This window comes from Pontibacter sp. CAU 1760 (genome assembly GCF_054482735.1).
The window spans coordinates 68,165-85,679 of sequence record NZ_JBTLRL010000016.1 but is presented as its reverse complement, the minus strand read 5'-3'; the positions used below and the strand labels follow the sequence as shown (position 1 = coordinate 85,679).

At 51.2% G+C, this 17,515-nt stretch carries 13 protein-coding genes and 3 tRNA genes; 7 read left to right on the top strand and 9 right to left on the bottom strand.

The genetic code is table 11. The features are described from left to right. The first annotated feature begins 164 nt into the window (after positions 1-164). Positions 165-980: an SDR family oxidoreductase gene (locus ACXYMU_RS18465; RefSeq protein WP_458987894.1), complete on the top strand. Its 816-nt coding sequence runs from the start codon at positions 165-167 to the stop codon at positions 978-980. Positions 981-1,062: 82 nt separating this feature from the next. Here the strand turns inward: ACXYMU_RS18465 and ACXYMU_RS18460 are convergent, their stop codons facing one another. Both ACXYMU_RS18460 and ACXYMU_RS18455 read right to left on the bottom strand, forming a co-directional pair. Further along, positions 1,063-2,334 carry a hypothetical protein gene (locus tag ACXYMU_RS18460; RefSeq protein ID WP_458987893.1) on the bottom strand — a complete coding sequence of 424 codons (1,272 nt, stop codon included), beginning with the start codon at positions 2,332-2,334 and terminating at the stop codon, positions 1,063-1,065. 172 nt (positions 2,335-2,506) lie between these two features. Continuing rightward, positions 2,507-3,133, bottom strand: a complete 627-nt coding sequence (locus ACXYMU_RS18455) for an SH3 domain-containing protein (RefSeq protein WP_458987892.1) — start codon at positions 3,131-3,133, stop codon at positions 2,507-2,509. Positions 3,134-3,314: 181 nt separating this feature from the next. Here ACXYMU_RS18455 and ACXYMU_RS18450 point away from each other — a divergent pair. From ACXYMU_RS18450 to ACXYMU_RS18440, 3 genes are all read left to right on the top strand, one after another. Then, positions 3,315-3,387, top strand: a tRNA-Lys gene (locus ACXYMU_RS18450). A 147-nt stretch (positions 3,388-3,534) separates the two neighbouring features. Further along, positions 3,535-3,607 (top strand) — tRNA-Lys (locus ACXYMU_RS18445). Continuing rightward, entirely contained in the window at positions 3,576-4,337 is a 762-nt protein-coding gene (locus ACXYMU_RS18440; protein WP_458987891.1) for a DUF4403 family protein, read from the top strand. The genes ACXYMU_RS18445 and ACXYMU_RS18440 overlap by 32 nt, the downstream gene beginning before the upstream one ends. 108 nt (positions 4,338-4,445) lie before the next feature. On the opposite strand, the gene ACXYMU_RS18435 is transcribed toward ACXYMU_RS18440, so the two are convergent. Next, positions 4,446-5,810 carry a hypothetical protein gene (locus ACXYMU_RS18435; protein WP_458987890.1) on the bottom strand — a complete coding sequence of 455 codons (1,365 nt, stop codon included), beginning with the start codon at positions 5,808-5,810 and terminating at the stop codon, positions 4,446-4,448. A gap of 9 nt (positions 5,811-5,819) precedes the next feature. Then, the gene (locus ACXYMU_RS18430) at positions 5,820-6,578 is read right to left on the bottom strand and encodes an ABC transporter ATP-binding protein (RefSeq protein ID WP_458987889.1); all 759 of its coding nucleotides are present in this window, start codon (positions 6,576-6,578) and stop codon (positions 5,820-5,822) included. A gap of 290 nt (positions 6,579-6,868) precedes the next feature. On the opposite strand from ACXYMU_RS18430, the gene ACXYMU_RS18425 reads away from it, so the two are divergent. Further along, positions 6,869-6,950 (top strand) — tRNA-Leu (locus tag ACXYMU_RS18425). Between the two features lie 86 nt (positions 6,951-7,036). Here ACXYMU_RS18425 and ACXYMU_RS18420 read toward each other — a convergent pair. From ACXYMU_RS18420 to ACXYMU_RS18400, 5 genes are read right to left on the bottom strand one after another with little or no spacing between them, the layout of a single operon-like run. Further along, complete coding sequence (locus tag ACXYMU_RS18420) at positions 7,037-8,611, bottom strand: NFACT RNA binding domain-containing protein (protein ID WP_458987888.1); 1,575 nt, start codon at positions 8,609-8,611, stop codon at positions 7,037-7,039. Next, positions 8,612-9,373 (bottom strand): MBL fold metallo-hydrolase, encoded by a 762-nt coding sequence (locus ACXYMU_RS18415; RefSeq protein WP_458987887.1) that lies wholly within the window; start codon positions 9,371-9,373, stop codon positions 8,612-8,614. Next, complete coding sequence (locus tag ACXYMU_RS18410) at positions 9,370-9,645, bottom strand: hypothetical protein (protein ID WP_458987886.1); 276 nt, start codon at positions 9,643-9,645, stop codon at positions 9,370-9,372. The genes ACXYMU_RS18415 and ACXYMU_RS18410 overlap by 4 nt, the downstream gene beginning before the upstream one ends. Continuing rightward, positions 9,646-10,026, bottom strand: a complete 381-nt coding sequence (locus ACXYMU_RS18405; RefSeq protein WP_458987885.1) for a response regulator — start codon at positions 10,024-10,026, stop codon at positions 9,646-9,648. A gap of 3 nt (positions 10,027-10,029) precedes the next feature. Continuing rightward, positions 10,030-15,261 (bottom strand): PAS domain S-box protein, encoded by a 5,232-nt coding sequence (locus ACXYMU_RS18400; RefSeq protein WP_458987884.1) that lies wholly within the window; start codon positions 15,259-15,261, stop codon positions 10,030-10,032. Between the two features lie 150 nt (positions 15,262-15,411). Here ACXYMU_RS18400 and ACXYMU_RS18395 point away from each other — a divergent pair, with 150 nt between their 5' ends. Then, positions 15,412-16,497 (top strand): glycosyltransferase, encoded by a 1,086-nt coding sequence (locus ACXYMU_RS18395; protein WP_458987883.1) that lies wholly within the window; start codon positions 15,412-15,414, stop codon positions 16,495-16,497. Continuing rightward, positions 16,494-17,408: a tRNA (adenosine(37)-N6)-dimethylallyltransferase MiaA gene (gene miaA / locus ACXYMU_RS18390; protein WP_458987882.1), complete on the top strand. Its 915-nt coding sequence runs from the start codon at positions 16,494-16,496 to the stop codon at positions 17,406-17,408. Before ACXYMU_RS18395 ends, miaA begins: the two co-directional genes overlap by 4 nt. Positions 17,409-17,515: the final 107 nt, after the last annotated feature.

Genomic DNA, 17,515 nt, shown 5'->3' with positions numbered 1-17,515 from the left:
AAATGCTGACATATTGGACTCAGCGCAAAAGCGGATAGGGTATAGCTCAATGATTCAGATTCATCCATCCCTTATAAGGACAATTTGATGGTATGAACCGATCGTTATCGGGCAATCAACAAGAAGCCCTATCTTTGTAGCGTTTCAAACACGGATTCCGCAGCATGAAAGATAAAGTAGTTTTAATAACAGGAGGAACTTCAGGAATAGGCCGGGCACTGGCCTTTGCGTTTGGTAAGGCAGGAGCGAAGGTTGCCTTCTCGGGCCGCAAGCCGCAGGGGCTAAGCGAGACAACCGATGCCCTTTTTGCAGCCGGTATAGAGAACCTGGCCATACAGGCCGATGTGAGCCAGGAGGCTGATTGCGCACGCATGGTGCAGGAAACGGTAGCGAAGTATGGCCGCCTGGACATCCTGATTAACAATGCCGGTATCTCGATGCGGGCGCTGTTCGAAGACCTCGACCTGGCTGTGTTGAAGCAGGTGATGGACATTAATTTCTGGGGGACGGTATACAGCACCAAATACGCGCTGCCCTACATAAAGCAGGCGAAAGGCTCGGTTATCGGCATCTCGTCGGTGGCGGGTTACCGTGGCTTGCCGGCGCGCACCGGGTACTCGGCCTCCAAGTTTGCCATGCACGGTTTCTTGGAGACGCTGCGCACGGAACTGCTTTATTCGGGCGTGCATGTGCTACTGGCCTGCCCGGGCTTTACGGCCTCCAATATCCGAAATTCAGCCTTGGCCGCAGACGGACAGCAGCAGGGCGAAACACCGCGCGAAGAAGAGAAGATGATGAGCGCCGAAGAAGTTGCCGACAGGATCTTAATCGCGACCATAAAGCGCAAACGCGACCTCATCATGACCACACAGGGCAAGCTGGCAGTATGGGTAAACAAGCTGTTTCCGAGCCTGGCCGATAAGCTGGTGTACAACGTGATGGCGAAAGAGAAGGATTCTCCGCTGCCAAAAAAGCAGTAGTTTAGCATTCATACCTAAACAGCGAAGCACGATGTATGGCCAGTTACCATACATCGTGCTTCGCTGTTTTTATACCAAGGGCCTAGAAAAAGTACATCCCGCCGCCACCTTCAAAGCGCGGGTTCACCACGTTGTTGAACAGCGAGCCGAAGCGGTAGCGAATCCCGAAGTTCACGTAAAAGTCGTAGTTGGAGTTAAGCTGGCGACGGCGCGTCAGCAGGTCCTCCCCGGATACTGCTCCCTTCACAATGTTGAGCTGGTCGTGCTGGATGGCGTAGTAGCCGCCCACGTTGAACGACAGGCCTTTCACGAGGCGGATATCCCCAAAACCGGAGAAGGAAAGACGCTTTTTGGAGAAGTCGTGGAAGTAGTGGCTATAGGAGGTGGAGCCGCTGATCTGCCCCCATTTCTGGTTCAAGCTCACATCCAGCGAAAGGCTCTGCTGGAAGCGGAACTCCTCGGTTTGGGAGTAAATGGTTTCTTCTTTGTAATCAAAATAGCGCGGCCCGACCTTATACATCAACCCCACATACTTGTTGTTGGAAGCAGAATAAGGAAAGAAGTTATACTCGATAGCCGGCATTACTGACAGATCGAGTTCGTAGTTGTTGTAGTCTGATCTGCTCGCCCCCACATAACCGCCTGCCGAAAGATGGTTGCTAAGTGACCATACTGTCATGTTGTTGAAACTGTAGCGCTCGTTGGTGTAGGTAAACTCTTCGTCACCTTCGCCGAACCGGTTCTTGTTTTTGCTGGCATCCAGCGAGAAGTTTGTCTTTAGTTTGTCGGTAACGCGGCCAGCAGTAAATCCCCCGCTCAGGTTGCTGCTGGAGTAATTCTTGTCGCCGTTAAAGTAGCCACGTGCGCGGAGGTTGAACACCCAGAAATTCCAGGGGTCCTCATCTGGGCTCGTCGCCATCTGCCCTTCATTACTGTTCTCTTTGAAAGAGATAACCAGATCATTGGCCTTGTCTGTTTTCAGGAGATAGGGGAGCAGGCCAAGCCGGATTTTCTCCACGGCCTCCTTGCGGTTCTCGTCGTCGGTGGCGGTCGCCTGCCGGATGTACGTTTTCATGTCGCTTATCCCCTGAAACTTTTCCTGCCCCTCAAACTGCAATTTATACTCCCGGCCCCCGCTGCCCGTAGTCTGTGCCGTAATCAGGATATATACATTCGACTGAAAACGGTCGTTCACATAATCTACAAACGTGATTTCACGCTTGATGTAGTCGGTATCGCAGAAGGCCTGACAATCAATGAAAACCCGCAGGTTATCGGTTTTGGTTGCAGGTGCCTGCGCGTGGCTGCTAAAGACACTGCAAAGGAGCAAGACCACAAAAAGAGTTGTTTTCATGTATAGCTTATGTTAGCGAGGCAGTATGACCCATATCATACAGAGGTGCTAATATAAGCAAATTTAAATGTAACTGATGTGGTTTTAAATAGTGATATTTTATGACTTGCTGAAGCGGCAGTTTTATGTTGTTGGTTAATGGTTTTAAGAAGAGAAGGCATGAGAGGCCAACCTAAGGTAGTTCCAACAGGTTGCTTTTCCGGATAAAGGCTTTCTCGCCTTTCCACCTGATCTCATACCAGATATCCTGTTCGCCCTTAATCGGGACTTTATGCCCCTCCGTGGCTGTGGCAATCCAGTTACCGCCTGCCGAAGGGGCCGACATAATGGCCACATGGTTATTCCGGATGATGCCTGCCTCGCCCAAATTCAGAAAATTGATGTAGTACAGGATAAAAAGCAGGTACAGCGTAAAAGTGATCTTGAAAGTCCTGGTGAAGGTATGGCCCTTGCGCCAACTGAAGAACATGATGGTGGCCGTAACCACAGCGGCCAGCAGCATCAATTCCAGAATGCGCATGTAGTGCTTGCTCAGCTGCGTTTTAAAGAACTGCAGGTCGTTGTACTCATACCCCTGCAGGCGGTGGGCTTGCGCCAGCTCCTCCATTTTGCGGAGCACCGACCGGCTGGGCTCTTTGGTATAAAAAAGGTGGAGGTAATACATGGCGCCGGTATAGTCGCGCAGGCCCTCTTTGATGTAAGCCATCTTCAGGAGCATCTGGGGGGAGTAGAGCAGCTCGGTATGCAGGATTTGTTCATATTCGGCCAACGCTTCGGTGTAGTGCTGCGTTAAGAACAAAGAATCTGCTTTTTGGAGTTGATTTTTATCTTCCTGAGCATAAGCGGGTTTTGCGATAGTGAGCGAAATAAAGACAAAAAAGGCAGATATTTTGAACCAAAGGTTTTGCATTTAAAATCTTAGCTGTTAGTTTTGCATCGCAATTCAGGGAAACGCCCCACGAAATGCAAGGTAATAAAAAGATTCTGTAGCTCAGCTGGTAGAGCAATACACTTTTAATGTATGGGTCCTGGGTTCGAATCCCAGCGGGATCACAAAAGCAAATAAGCCTTTTGACGAAGGTGAGTTCATTTTTGCTGACACGTTTGCCAGAAGGGCAACGAAAAAAACTTCGGAGTTTAATTTTGCTTTTCTAAAATTTAGCTCTACTTTTGCACTCCCAATCAACGGGAAATAGTACCGATTCTGTAGCTCAGCTGGTAGAGCAATACACTTTTAATGTATGGGTCCTGGGTTCGAATCCCAGCGGGATCACTTCAAAAGCCTCAAACTTACGTTTGGGGCTTTTTTTTTCTGCTTACGGCAACGCCCTTCGTCAGCTTGCCGCCAATTTCCGTTACTGACAAAGCACCAGCAGCACGTACTCATGGAAAGTCCCATCAACATCCACTTGCCCATTACCATCTCGTATCCTGCTTTGGAGGGCGTATTGCAGAAGCAGGCAGTAGGCCAATACATTCCCAAGCCCGAAGCCGGGGTAGACAGCCAACCTTACGCTAAGATACTTGGGGTGGAGATGACCGGGCACGCCACGGGGGGGTATAATGTGGTGCTTTGGGTGAAGCTGAAGATCCTGCGAACCGTTCTGAAGCGTGACGAAGTGAACCTGCAGATTTTGGCCACGGTAGGGTATGACAATGCCGCGCAAAATCTGTATGTGCGCCAGTTTAAACTCAGTTCCATGACTTCCAGCAGCTTTTACAACACCGCGCTGGAGGTATTGGCGAACAAGGTAGCCTACAGTCAAATTGTGAGCAAATCGCAGGTATACCTCAACGACATACTTGCAGCGGAGATGAAGCGGGTAAATGGCATGCTGGCAGAAGGAGTGGCTCTGAAAGGGGCATCCTTGCAAGGGGAAGTGAAGGAGTTGAGCATACTGGATGTAGTTCCGCAGCCTCAACACGTTTCCTTGAGCCTGAAGCTGGAGGGAAACCTGCAAGTACACATCAAGGACCTGCTGAGCGTAATGCCTCCAGCCTAAATCAAGGCTTCAAGCAAGTCATTTTCTGATTATAGAGGGTATAAATACAAAAAGAGCAGCCCGGCATTTAAGCGGGGCTGCTCTTTTTAGTATGATTAGGGCCTTTTTTTAAGCTTCTGCTTTGAAAAGCTTTTCAAACATCTTGTGTTTATACCTGGGGTACTCCCGCAGCACCGCTACCAGCGCAAAGAAAACACCGCCAATCAGCAGCGGGTACAACAAATAGAGCAACGGGTGTATGCGCGGCAGAAACAGCATGCTGAACAGCGCGATGGAAATGAAGTTGAAAAGGTAAGACGTTTTGGCGCTGAAACTGAAGATACCTCCCTTCACAGCCTTCGGGCTGACAATGGAAGAGATGATGCCGATCGGCGTGAGGACCAGTATAGCGGCCAGGTACATCAGCACGATGAACAGGGCGCTTTCGTGGTTAAAGAACGTAACGTATGCAAACGTCAGCACCGCATCCAGCAAAAGCGGCACACACAGCGGCAAAAGGCTGGCTTTGATGAAGTCTTTGTACGTGCCGTTGCTGCGTTCTATGGTCAGCCACAGGTTGCGGTAAAATCCCCAGGCATTGTTGAATACATAAGAGAAGATCACCAGAGGGCCCACAAACATCCACAGCGAAATGATCTCGTCGAAAATGTGCGTGCCCTTCCGGTTAAAGGCAACGGCGTCTACGGCCAGGATAATGGCTTTGAAGGCAAACCCGAACAGAAGCATCTGCTTGGCGAGCTTGTGGTTTTTAAACAGGCGCCATCCCAGGCTCCGCCGAGCCGAGCTGCTGTACGTCACGACTTTGCGCCGTGGTTCGGTAGCGCCTTGCTCTAACAGAAAGTTACTGGTGATAAAAAAGCCCAGGGCAGCCATGTGCACAACCAGCATGAGCCAGTCTTCGTGGGGCCGGAACATGGGGACCCGCGCCTGCAAGGCCACAAAAGAAGCCGCCATCACGGCTGCCATGTATAAGAACGCACTGCTCCAGCGCACTTTCCGCTCTACCAGCACCTGCAGGCTCCGCAGGGTTACATGGGCTGTCAGAAGCACTAAAACACTTTGCAGCAGGTGCACAAAGCTATACTGCGGCGACATCAGGAAAAGCAGCAGCAGGAAGTTGAGGATCACAAAGTAAAAGGGAGAAACAAGTTCCACCAGAAACTCCGTCCAGAATTTTTGAAGGGCACGGATAGGGTAAATGCGCTGGATGAGGTTGGCCTTGGGTACGTAGGCAGGAAAAAAGCCCTTGAGGATGATCAGAGAAAGCAACAGCAGGTTTGCGTACTCGATCAGCTGCTCGGTGCTGTATTTCAGCATAGCGCCTTCTGTGGCCTGTTGCAGCACAAAGGTTATGGTATAGCTCAGGACGCCGGCCAATACAATGCCCCCCGAAAGCAACAGGGTGCGCAATTCTTTTTGCTGCCGGAAGTATCCGGCAATTCTTGCCTGGCACGAGAAAAGTAATAAATCCATTTGGCTGAGTTAGTTTAGCATCCAGTCCATGTTGGTTTCGGCTGGGTGGTGCGGCAGCAGCAACTGAAACAGCGCCTGGTCGATCAGGTTGGCACCGTTCATCGTAAATTCCTGCACCGATCCGTTGTACATCAGCTTGCCTTCGTTCAGGACTCCGATGTGCGTAGCAATCTTCTCAACATAATTCAGGTCATGCGAGGAGATCAGAATCACCCGGTTGTTGTTGCGGTAACTGCGAATCAGGTTCACGAGCAATTGTGCAGCTATAGGGTCCAGCCCGGTGAACGGCTCGTCCAGGATCAGCACCTGTGGCTTGTGCAGGATGGCAGCGGCAATGCCTACTTTTTTCTTCATGCCGGTAGAGTAACCTGCGATATTTTTGTGCAGCGACTCTTTATCTGAGAAGAAGTAATTAGTGAGGCTGGCGATACGATCAGTTGCTTCCTGGACAGGCAGTTTGTAAAGCTTGGCTACGAAATTCAGGTACTCCAGCCCTGTGAACTCCTCAATAAGCGGGTTGTCCTCACACAAGGCTCCCAGCATTTGCTTAACAGCTAAGCCATCATCGGCGTAAGTTCTGCCAAACAGCGAAACGCTGCCGGCATCTGGCTGAACAAGATCAAGAATACAATTCAGGAAAGTGCTTTTGCCGGCGCCGTTTTTCCCCAGCAGGCAGTAACACTGCCCGGTGTCAATGCACACCTCAAGCTCATTTAGTACATGTTTCTTTCCAAATGTTTTGGTTAACTGGTTTATTACAACGCTCATATATTTCCCGGTACGAATTGTCTACTCAAAAACTATATAGCAGCAAAAAAGGCTGCAGAGGTATAAAGTTAAGTATAAAGCCATTGCTGCCCGAGAAAGGTTCTTGTAATGTTTATACTTACTGCCTTACTGAAGCTTATAAGGTATACTGTATAATAACAACACGGACTAAGATTTAAAGTTCTATGATGATGATAATTAACTCAAACCTGAAATAAATGCGTTAAAATTGGCAAAAGGGCATTGCAAATGTCGAGGGGCGTGGTTACTTTTGCAACCACATTTTACCTGCGCACGTGGTGAAACTGGTAGACACGCCATCTTGAGGGGGTGGTGCCTTCGGGTGTGGGAGTTCGAATCTCCCCGCGCGCACATTCAAGGATTCGGCCTATTTGGCTAAACAGAAAAAGCAGCTTTACGCTGCTTTTTCTGTTTCAGGGCCTCGCTGGTTGAGTATGCTATTTAGGTTGATTGGCAAAAGGATTCTGCGGCTTTACGAGCAGCACCTGCTCCCGCTCTACTACTACGGCTCCCGGCGCTGCGCCCTTTGGCTTCCGCACCCACTTTTTTGGGGTATACATCACAGGGCACAGGCTATCTGATTTACGTTTGCTGTAATAGGCTGCCAGTTGGGCCGCTTTCTCGAGCACGGTTACCGGCACCGTTTTACCGGCCTGGTGCTTGATGACCACGTGCGAGCCGGAGACGTCTTTGGCGTGCAGCCATATATCTTCCTTGTAGCTGTGGCGCTGCGTCAGCTGGTCGTTGCTTTTGGCGCTTTTCCCGACCAGTATCCGGAAGCCCTCCGCTTCGAAGAGCCTGAACGGTATTTCCTGCTGCTCCTGCTGCTTACCTGATAGCAGGTGGGTATACTCCTTCAGAAAAGGCTTCAGCTGCTTATACTCCTGTATTTCCGCCAGCGCCTGTAGCGCGTCTTCCAGCACAATCAGTTCCTCCAGCTTGCGTTCCGTCTTTTCCTCGAGCTGCTTTACCTCCACGTGTTGGTTCTTGGCTTTCCGGTATAAACGCTCCGCAAACTTCTGAGGGGATTCGTTTTGCTTCAGTTTGATGACGCGCTGCTGATTTATGTAAAAGTCGTAGAGTTCTACCACTTCGGCACGGGGCGGTATGTTGGTCAGGTTTGCCATGATCACATCGGCCGTTTGCGCATAAGACTTGTCGTGGCGGAGTTCGTTCAGTTTCTTGGATGACTGCTCCAGCACCGTTTGGGTCATGTGGCGCTTCCGTTCGAGTTGTTGCTGTGCCTGTGCCATCTGGCGCTCAAAGCCGGTTTCGGAAAGGTAGCGACGGGTATAAGCGTTCAAAGCCTCTAATGGACCCTGATAAGAATCAATGATTTCGCCGAGCGGCAGGAGGGATAGGCGCAACTTGCCCTGGTAACGGATAATGTAGTATTGCTCCGGCTCTTCCAGCAGTTCCAGCATCTCCTGCACCATTTCCCACTGTGTTTCCAAGGGCTGATGGGCATAGTCCCGTTCCTGCAGGTAGGCGGCAGGCAAGTCGCCGAACGTAGGGTATATCCTGCGAAGATTACCCTGTGCTGCCGTAAAAGCGGCTAGGTTCTGCTCCAACGGCCTGTCCATACCCCCCGGGTTAAGCTCAGCGTCGGCACTGAACTTATGGTGGAACAGTTCAATAGGCGCTTCGTGACGGAACAGCACCAGGTTGGAGCGGTTGCCAAAAAGCTTGAACAAGAGGGTATACCCCTCGGAAAAGTTTATGTAAAAACTGCGCTCATTCAGGTGCTGCACCACCTTCTCCACTGTTTGCCCGTGCAGGTCCTGCATCAGTTCCACGGTATTAGCGCGAGCCCGCCGGAAGTCGGTGGGGAAGGAGATGGTAGCGAAGTGTGAGGTAAGCGAGGCGCGTATATAAAACTCCCGGCCTCCTTTTGCAAAGCCCAGCACCAGTTCGTCCTTATTCTGGCTAAAGGCCGTAACGGCTTGCATCCCAACAAGCTGGTGCTGGAGGGCCTTGGTGAGCTGTTTTAAAAAATAGTAGTTCTGGTGCACTTATAGTTCAATCTGCAGGCCATCGTAGCCCAGCCGGATAAAGTCAGGGAGTTGCGGCTCTACCTCGCGGTGCTGGCCCAGCAAATGGCTGATGTGCGTCAGGTAAGCTTGCTCCGGCTGCAGTTCCTCTAACAGGGCAATGGCTTCCTGTAACGAAAAATGAGAGATATGCGGTTCATGCCGCAACGCGTTCAGCACAATCACCCTCGATCCTTTGATCTTTTCCTTCTCCTCCTCAGAAATAAAATTGGCATCGGTGATGTACGTAAAATCGCCCACACGGAAGCCAAACACGGGGAGCTTGTAGTGCATTACCCGTATAGGGGTAAACAACACGCCTTCTACCTCGAAGGGCTCATTCTCTACTGTGTGGAGTTGAACGCGCGGTATACCGGGGTACTTGAAATCCGCGAAAATATAGGCGAACTCTTTTTTCAGCTGATTCAGCACGCGCTCCTCCGCATACACAGGCATGTCTTTATGCTGAGCGAAGTTGTAGGCCCGGATATCATCTAGCCCCGCGGTGTGGTCTTTGTGCTCATGCGTGAATACCAAGGCATCGAGGGTGCGGATGCGTTCGCGCAGCACCTGCTGCCTGAAATCAGGGCCGGTATCGATGATGATGCTCTTGCCCTGCACCTGCAAATGAACGGAAACGCGCAGGCGCTTGTCCCGGTAGTCAACAGAACGGCACACCTCGCAGGTGCACCCAATCACGGGTACGCCCTGCGAGGTGCCTGTTCCTAGTAATGTAACTTTCAATTGGCTTTCTCCTGATTGCGGATGGCAAGGTATAACTGGCGGTTTTTGTCGCTCAGTTGGGTTTCGTCTACGGCAATGGTGCGGAGGATGTCATAGAGGCAGTTAATCTTGCCTTCCAGGCTATAGTATTTGTTCACTACCGCCACTTTCATATCCTTCAGCAGACAGTAACCGGCTTTGAAATTTCCTTTTTCGTAGCGCAGCACAAAGTCAGACTCTGCAAAAATATCCTCTAGCTTATTCAGGAATGGCCGCGTGTACTTTAATTCCATTTAATCAGCGGTGTATTTTTTTACGGTTAAAACCAGCGCATCAAAGTCCAGCGGCTTTGGCAGGTAGTCGTTAATGCCGGCTTCCTTAAAATCCTCCATGCTGTAGTTGTTAGCGTTGCCGGTAACCGCGATGATCGGAATGTTGGCAATGTCCTTGTTCTCGTGCGCACGGATTTCGCGGGTGCAGTCCATACCGCTCTTCACGGGTATGTTCAGGTCCATCAGGATAGCGTCGATCTTATTGTTCTCTACCTGCTTGATCACCTCGCCACCATTTTTGGCGACCAGTATCTTGTATTTCTGGAGTTCCAGAATCTTTTTCGTCAGGTTCAGGATAACGGAGCTATCCTCGGCGATTAATATAGTTTTACTTTCAGCCATGTGCTAACAGAGTATAATGTCTTTATAAGTTTTTCGATAGTTTTCGTAATGGGACTGCAATTTGTAGAAATTTTCATCTACATGCTCCAAATGGTTGGCTTTAATATCGTGCTCCAGCTGTTTGGCAAGTTCGGCAACCGAAACGATGCCCAACGTAAAGCCAGTGCCCTTCAATTGATGCAATGTACTTAATATGGTATTATATTGTTGTAACTCCAGGTCTTTTTTAACGCTCTCTAACAACTCAGCTGCTTCTTCTTCAAATTCGGTGTAAAGCTGTTCCACAAAGGCAGGGCCGCCAATCTGTTTCAGTTGCTCCACTACGTCCATGTCAATGACCTTTTCCGGCGTCTCAGCCTCCTCCGGTTGCTGCGCTTCTTCCTCCTGCACCACGGCTTCCGGCCAGGGATGTGCCTGTAGTTGCCGCTGCTGCCACTTCACGATAACGGTATGAAGGTCCACGCTTTTGGCAGGTTTGGAGATATAGTCGTCCAGGCCTTGGTTCATGAACTTCTCGGCATCATCTTTCATTGAATACGCGGTCATGGCCACAATAGGAGGACATTTAGCGCCTAATTTTTCTTTGATGATGTTCGTGGCCGTCACCCCATCCATCTCAGGCATCTGGATATCCATGAAAATGATATGGTAGAAGTTGCTTGTCGCCAGCTCGATGGCCTGGTAACCGTTAGAGGCAACGGTGGTATAGCAGCCAAGCCGCTCCAGTAATTTCTGGGCTACTTTCTGGTTTATCACGTTGTCATCCACCAACAGCACATTCGGGCGGTCCTCAAGGGCGGCTACCTCTGTGTTCTGGCGCTGCTGCTTTTGCTCCCTAACCGCCATCTCCTCGGTGGTGGCCCTGCGTACCACAATGTCAAACCAGAACACGCTGCCTTCCTCGCTCATAGACTCCACGCCAATGTCGCCGCCCAGCAGGTGGGTCAGCTGCTTCGAGATCGCCAGGCCTAAGCCCGTTCCGCCAAATGTTTTGGTAGAGGAATTGTCCAACTGAGCGAAATCGTTGAAGAGCAGCACTTGGTCTTCAGAGGATATACCAATGCCCGAGTCCTCTACCCGCACGTGCAGCCTGTAATACTCCTTGTCCAGCGCCTCGGCATTCACATCGATAACCACTTTGCCGGCGTTGGTGAACTTGATGGCATTGGAGGTCAGGTTCGACAGGATTTGCAACAGGCGCGTTTCGTCAGTGTAAATGTGCCGTGGCACATCAGGGGAGATGGTATAGGTGAAATCCAGGTCCTTCTGCTGTGCCCGGTTGGCAAAAAGCGAGTGGATCTTACCCAGGGTCTCGTGCAGGTCTACGCCGCTTTCGTGTAGCACCAGCTTGCCCGCCTGTATCTTGCTCAGGTCCAGGATGTCGTTCAGGATGGCTAAGAGGGCATCCGACGATTTGCGCAGGGTATCGATGTACTCGCCCTGCTCCGGGTCCGTGTTCACCTGATTCAACAGGTCGATCATGCCGATGATGCCGTTCATTGGGGTGCGCAGCTCGTGGCTCATGTTGGCCAGGAACTGGGTTTTCACTTTCAGCAGGTTCTCAGCCTCTTCCTTGGCTTTCAGCAGGGCTTTTTGGGTGCGTTTCAGTTCCGACACGTCACGGAGTACACCCTCCATGGCTACAGGATCACCGTCTTTGTCGTATACCAGCCTTGAGTCGAGAATCACAGTTTTGGGCGTGCCGTTTTTAGTCTGCACCTCCACCTCAATGTCGCGTACGCTGTGCTCGGTAAGTACCCGGTTACGGATAACCGCAGTTTCGTGGGCGTTTATGTAAAACTCCAGCACATTTTTGCCCAGCATCTCATCATCGCGGTAACCCAGCAGCTGTTTCACCGACGGGCTCACCAGCTGTATGGTGCCATTCAGCGTGCAACGGTAAAACACATCCTGGAAAGACTCAAAGATGTGCCTGAACTTCTCCTCACTCTCTACAAGGTCGAGCTGCGATTTCTTTTTGTCCGTAATATCCAGCGCCATACCCGAGATCTCCTCAAAGGTGCCATCCTCCAGGTAAATCGGGCTCAGGTATACCTCTCGCCATATACCAAGTTCATCCAAACGAACCTCAAAGTGCTGTGGCTTGCCGCTGAAGGCCAGTTTATACTTCTCATCCCAGAAATCAAATGACAGCTCATGAATGTTGATCAAATTCGGGCCATTCAGGCGGGTATATGGCTTTAATTCCATCCCGCTGCGCATCTCAAAGCTTTCTGCAAAATTCTTGTTGAAGGAGGTCAGCTCATAACTGCGGTTGATGGACCACATATGGTGCGTGCCACTTTCAAAGATCGCGTTCAGCCGTGCGTTTTGGTTGTTGATCTGCTCCTCGTTTCGCTTGCGCTCGATGGCAAGGGCCACCTGGTTCGAGATAAAGTGCAGGATCTCGATGTCGGTATGCACATAGGCTTCGGCGTTCTGGTAATCCTGCAACGCAATCACCCCGATAATGCGGTCGCCGATAGCAAGGGGGGAGCAAAGCATCACCTCCGGCAGGGTACCATACGGGTTCAGGTTTTCCTGTACCGCCAGGTCCTTCAGGTCAGCCTTTTGCATATACAGCGGCTTGCCCGTTTCGATGATGTACTCCGACAATCCGGTAGAGAAAGGGCGGCGCACCTGCGTTTTGCTGCCTTTTTCCACATACTGATCAACCAGGTACACGAAGTTCAGGTACTTGCGCTCGTTGTCGACCAGCGCGATGTAGATGATCTTGCTCAGCTCGCGGTGGATGGCCGCGTAGAGCGAGTTAAGGTCTTTGCTGCTGATCGCCAGGTTGGCAATGCTGTAGTATACCTTCTGCAGGCGCTCGGCCTTGATGCGGTCGGTGATGTCGTGGAGGATGGCGCGCGTGGCCACTGGCCGGCCATCCTGCCAGCTGCAGTTTATACTACCGATCAGGTGTACCGGCTTACCCGCCTTGGTCAGGAATACCGTCTCGATCTTGTTTGCATTCTCGCCTTTGTACAGGTTGCGGAGCTGGTAAATGAGCTTCGCCTTGTAATAGGGGTGCACGATGTCGTGGAGCGTAAGCGACTCTATGTCGAAGTCGTTGTAGCCCAGGCGGTCTTTCCAGGCCTTGTTTACAAAAATGAACTTGTTGTCGACCGAGATATTCTGAATCAGGTCATGGGCATTATCGAAAAGGTCCTGCAGGCGGATTTTGTTATCCTTCAGGGCTTCCATGGCCACCCGTTTGTCGGTCATGTCCTTGCCCACGCTGGTTACCCCGATCACATGGCCCTTCTCGCTGTAGTCAAACATCGAATTCCAGCGGAGTGTCTTCAACTGGCCCGATTTCGTGACAATATCCCGCTCGTAGTAGGAGTTCAGGTGGTTAGTCCGGAGCGCCTGCTCGTGCTCCTGTTTCCACTGTGCGCTCTCATGCTTAGGCACCAGCAGCTCAAAGAAGTTCTGGTCAATCAGTTCCTCTTCTTTATACTCCACATACTTCAGGAAGTAATTATTGGTGTGCTTGATGTTTCCTGCCAGGTCCAGGCTATAGTAAATCAGGTTTACTTTGTCCAGGAAATCGCGGAAGCGGCCCATAGACTCGTGCAGGACCTCCTGCCGGCGCTTGGCTTTTTGGGCCTGCTTGCGCTGTGTTATGTCGCGCTTAAAAACCTGGATGTAATATTCGTTGTCGATCACCACACGGTTCACGCTCAACTCAACGTCGATAAGTGTGCCGTCTTTGCGGAGGTTCTGCCAGTCAAAAGTCATCGGCTTGCCTGTCTCGATGATCTCCTGCATGAGCCGTTGAGCCTTCAGGTTAGAGTCTGTTCCGTCGGGTTGCAGGGGAGGGGAGAAATCCTTTGCTGAGAAGCCGATCAGTTCGTCGCGGGTGCACCTGAAAAATTCCAGGGCTTTATCGTTGCACTCCACCACCACCCCGTCCTTGTATAGCAAGATGGCATCATACGATGACTCAAATAACTTGCGGTACTTATCCTCAGAGGTGATGAGCTGTTGCTGTAACTGGTGGCGCGCAATATAATTGCCAATGGCTGCCCCGATAAAATCGAGCAGGGCCATAAACGAACTGCTGGTGCGGATTCTGCCTCTTTGCCACATTACGAGCAGTGCAAGCAGCTCACTTTCCGTCTGCACGGGCACCAGCACTACCTCATGCTGCAGCTCGCTCTCCAAGTGCTTGGTCAGTGTTTTCAGCGCCGACGGCTTGTGAGGTGTTACGAGCTGCCCTAACAGGCCGGCGTCTAACTGCAGCACTTCTGGTTTATGAACACCTTTTACTTTGCCGGCTACATAGGTTAGGTTGGCCTTATGGCTGTCCGGTTGGCACGTATAAACATAGCCACCTTCCATACCGCTTTGCTGTAGCAGCCTGTCCAGGGTATGCTGCAGCACCTCGTATTTACTGTCGGAGGAAGAGAGGTTGGTGATGAGGTTGTTGATGAACTCCAGCTGGTGGTTCCTGAAACGCACTTCCTGTTCGGCCGCGATCATCTCCACCAGGTTCTTAACAGAGCCGTACAGTACGTCTTGCCCCTTAAAGGTACCCCGGCAGAGCGTTATCTCTACCGGAAGCAAATCCTGCGGGTCTTTTCCATGCAGCCACCATTCAAACTTTTGCGTTGTGCCTTGCAGCGCCTGTTTTACCTGCTTGCGCAGTGTGGTGCGCTCAAAGTGCGTCAGGGAAAAAAGGTCATAAACTGACCGTCCGATCAGTTGCTTTTTTTTCTGCTTGGCGAGTGTAAGGGCACTTTGGTTGACATCAATGAAATTGCCTTCGTAGTCCAGTATAAACAACGGTTCCGAGCTGCCCTCAAACACCAAATGGTAGCTCGTCTCTTCTGCAGCCTTCTGCACCTGCTCTGAAAGCTCCAGGTAAATGAAATTCTCGCGCTGATATTCTAGTAACCGGCACTTGTAAGCCACTTGCTGCTCCTCTGCATCGGGCTGAAAGGGAAGATAGTCTGAAGCATTTTTTTCTGCTTTGAGCTTGCCGAGAAATGCCTGAAACTGGTTTTCTGACTGATGCAGTAATTCCTGGATGGTGAAGTCTGCTTCAGCCTCTGGGTTCCGGGCACGGTAATAGCCTGCAAACTGGGCATTGCTCGCTAATATTTTACCGTCGCGATGCGCAATGGCCACTCCCTGCTCAGGCGTGGTCAGTTGCGCCAATACTTGCAGCAGCGTCTGGGCTTGTTTGGCAAGCAAATCGTTTGTTTCCAGGTTGGGTATAAAAGGCATTCCGGTATAAAAACTAGGTATAAGAAGCCCCCGAAACAAGTTGCGGAGGTAGCTCCAGTGTTCATTTTATAAAATTAGCGATAAATTAGCAAAAAAATTATCCTTCTGGCTCGATTAGCCGGGTAGCCGGGCTTTGCTTGCCGTGAAAATATGAAAAAAATCATCTTCGCTGTTACCACCGACCTTAACCATGACCAGCGGATGCAACGCATCTGCGGCTCACTGGCTAAGGCCGGGTATGCCGTGGAACTGGTAGGGCGGGTCACCCCGAAATCAGGCCCGCTGCTACAGCAGCCCTATAAGCAGCAGCGGTTGGTGTGCCGGTATCATAGCGGAAAGCTTTTTTACCTGGAGTTTATGCTGCGGCTTTACTTTTACCTCCGGAAACAGCCTTGCGATGCCTATTGCGCCATCGACCTGGATACTGCCTTGCCGGTATACTTCCGGGCAAGGCAGATGCAGAAGCCGTTTGTATATGATGCGCACGAGTACTTTCCGGAGGTGATAGAAGTGACAGACCGCAAACTGGTGAAAGCTGCCTGGACAGCCATTGAGCGGTTTATCATCAAACGAACCCACTATGCTTATACGGTTACCTCGTCTATCGCCGGTATTTTCTATAGCAAGTATGGCCGAAAGTTTGCCCTTATCCGAAACATGCCCTTGTTAGAGCCCTTCGCGCCGCCTGAGCGGGAGCCACGCACTGTTCTATACCAAGGTGCCGTAAACGCCGGTCGGGGCCTGGAGCAACTGCTGCAAGCCATGGTCGGGCTGGATGCGAAACTGGTTGTTTGCGGCGATGGGGATATCCTGCCACAGCTAAAAGAACAGGCACTGGCTTTGGGGCTACATTCTCGGGTTGAGTTTAAAGGGATGGTATTGCCCCAGGACCTGTTGCAGATTACGCGCAGGTGCACCGTAGGGGTGATGTTGCTGGAAAACAAAGGGCTGAGCTATTATTACTCGCTTGCCAATAAGTTCTTTGATTACGTGCACGCCGGCGTGCCCCAACTGGTCATCGACTTCCCGGAGTACCGGCAACTCAACGAGCAGTACCAGGTGGGCTTGCTGACGAGACTAAGCGTGCCGGAGATACAGCACAAACTGCGGCAATTACTCACTGACCAGGAGTTGTACCTGCGACTGGTGCAAAACTGCACCAGCGCCCGGCAGGACCTGAACTGGCAGCGGGAAGAACAAAAGCTTATTCGATTTTACGAACAGATAGGGGTATGACAAAGCAGAAGCATTTAGTGGTGGTAGTGGGGCCGACAGCGGTGGGCAAAACAGACTTGTGCGTGCAACTGGCCAGGCACTTTCATACCCAGGTCATTTCAGCCGACTCACGGCAGTTTTACCGCGAGATGAGTATTGGCACCGCTAAACCCACCGCAGCAGAGCAACAAGGGGTACAGCATTATTTTGTCGACTCCCATAACATTGCCGAAGAGTACAATGCCGGTGCCTATGAACAGGATGTGTTAATGCTGCTGGACAAATTGTTTGAGGAGCAGGATGTGGTGATCCTGACGGGTGGCTCAGGGCTGTATGTGCGGGCTGTGCTAGAGGGTATGGACGAGATGCCCGAGACAGACCCTGCCCTGCGCCACGCCCTGGCCCAACAATACGAAGCGGAAGGGCTGCAACCGCTGCTGGAAAAATTGGCCGAACTGGACCCCGCCTATTATGAGCAGGTTGACAGAGCAAATCCGCAGCGCGTGATCCGAGCGGTGGAAGTGAGCCTGAGCAGCGGGTTGCCTTATTCCTGCTTCCGGAAAAGCGAAAAGCAAAAGCGCCCTTTCCAGTTGATAAAGATCGGCCTGAACCGCGACCGAAACGAGCTTTACCAACGCATTGACCATCGGATGGACCTGATGCTGGCACAAGGGCTGCTGGAGGAAGCGAAAGCGCTATACCCGCATCGGGCCCACAATGCCCTGCAAACGGTAGGGTATAAAGAAATTTTCGATTTCATGGAAGGGAAGTATGATTGGGAAGAGGCCGTGCGCTTGCTGAAACGCAATAGCCGCCGCTACGCCAAACGCCAGCTTACCTGGTTTAAAAAGGACCCCAGCGAGTATGCCTGGTTTGAGCCTCAGCAGTGGCAAGAGATCGTGCAGTACATAAACGCACAAATGCAGCCCTGATTTTTGATTCTTTCCTGCTTAGCACTGACTGGGACTGAGGTTATTGCTTTTATTGCGGCCCGAAAGCATCCTGGAGTTTTATACCAGCATTGGGTTTGTGCCTTCCA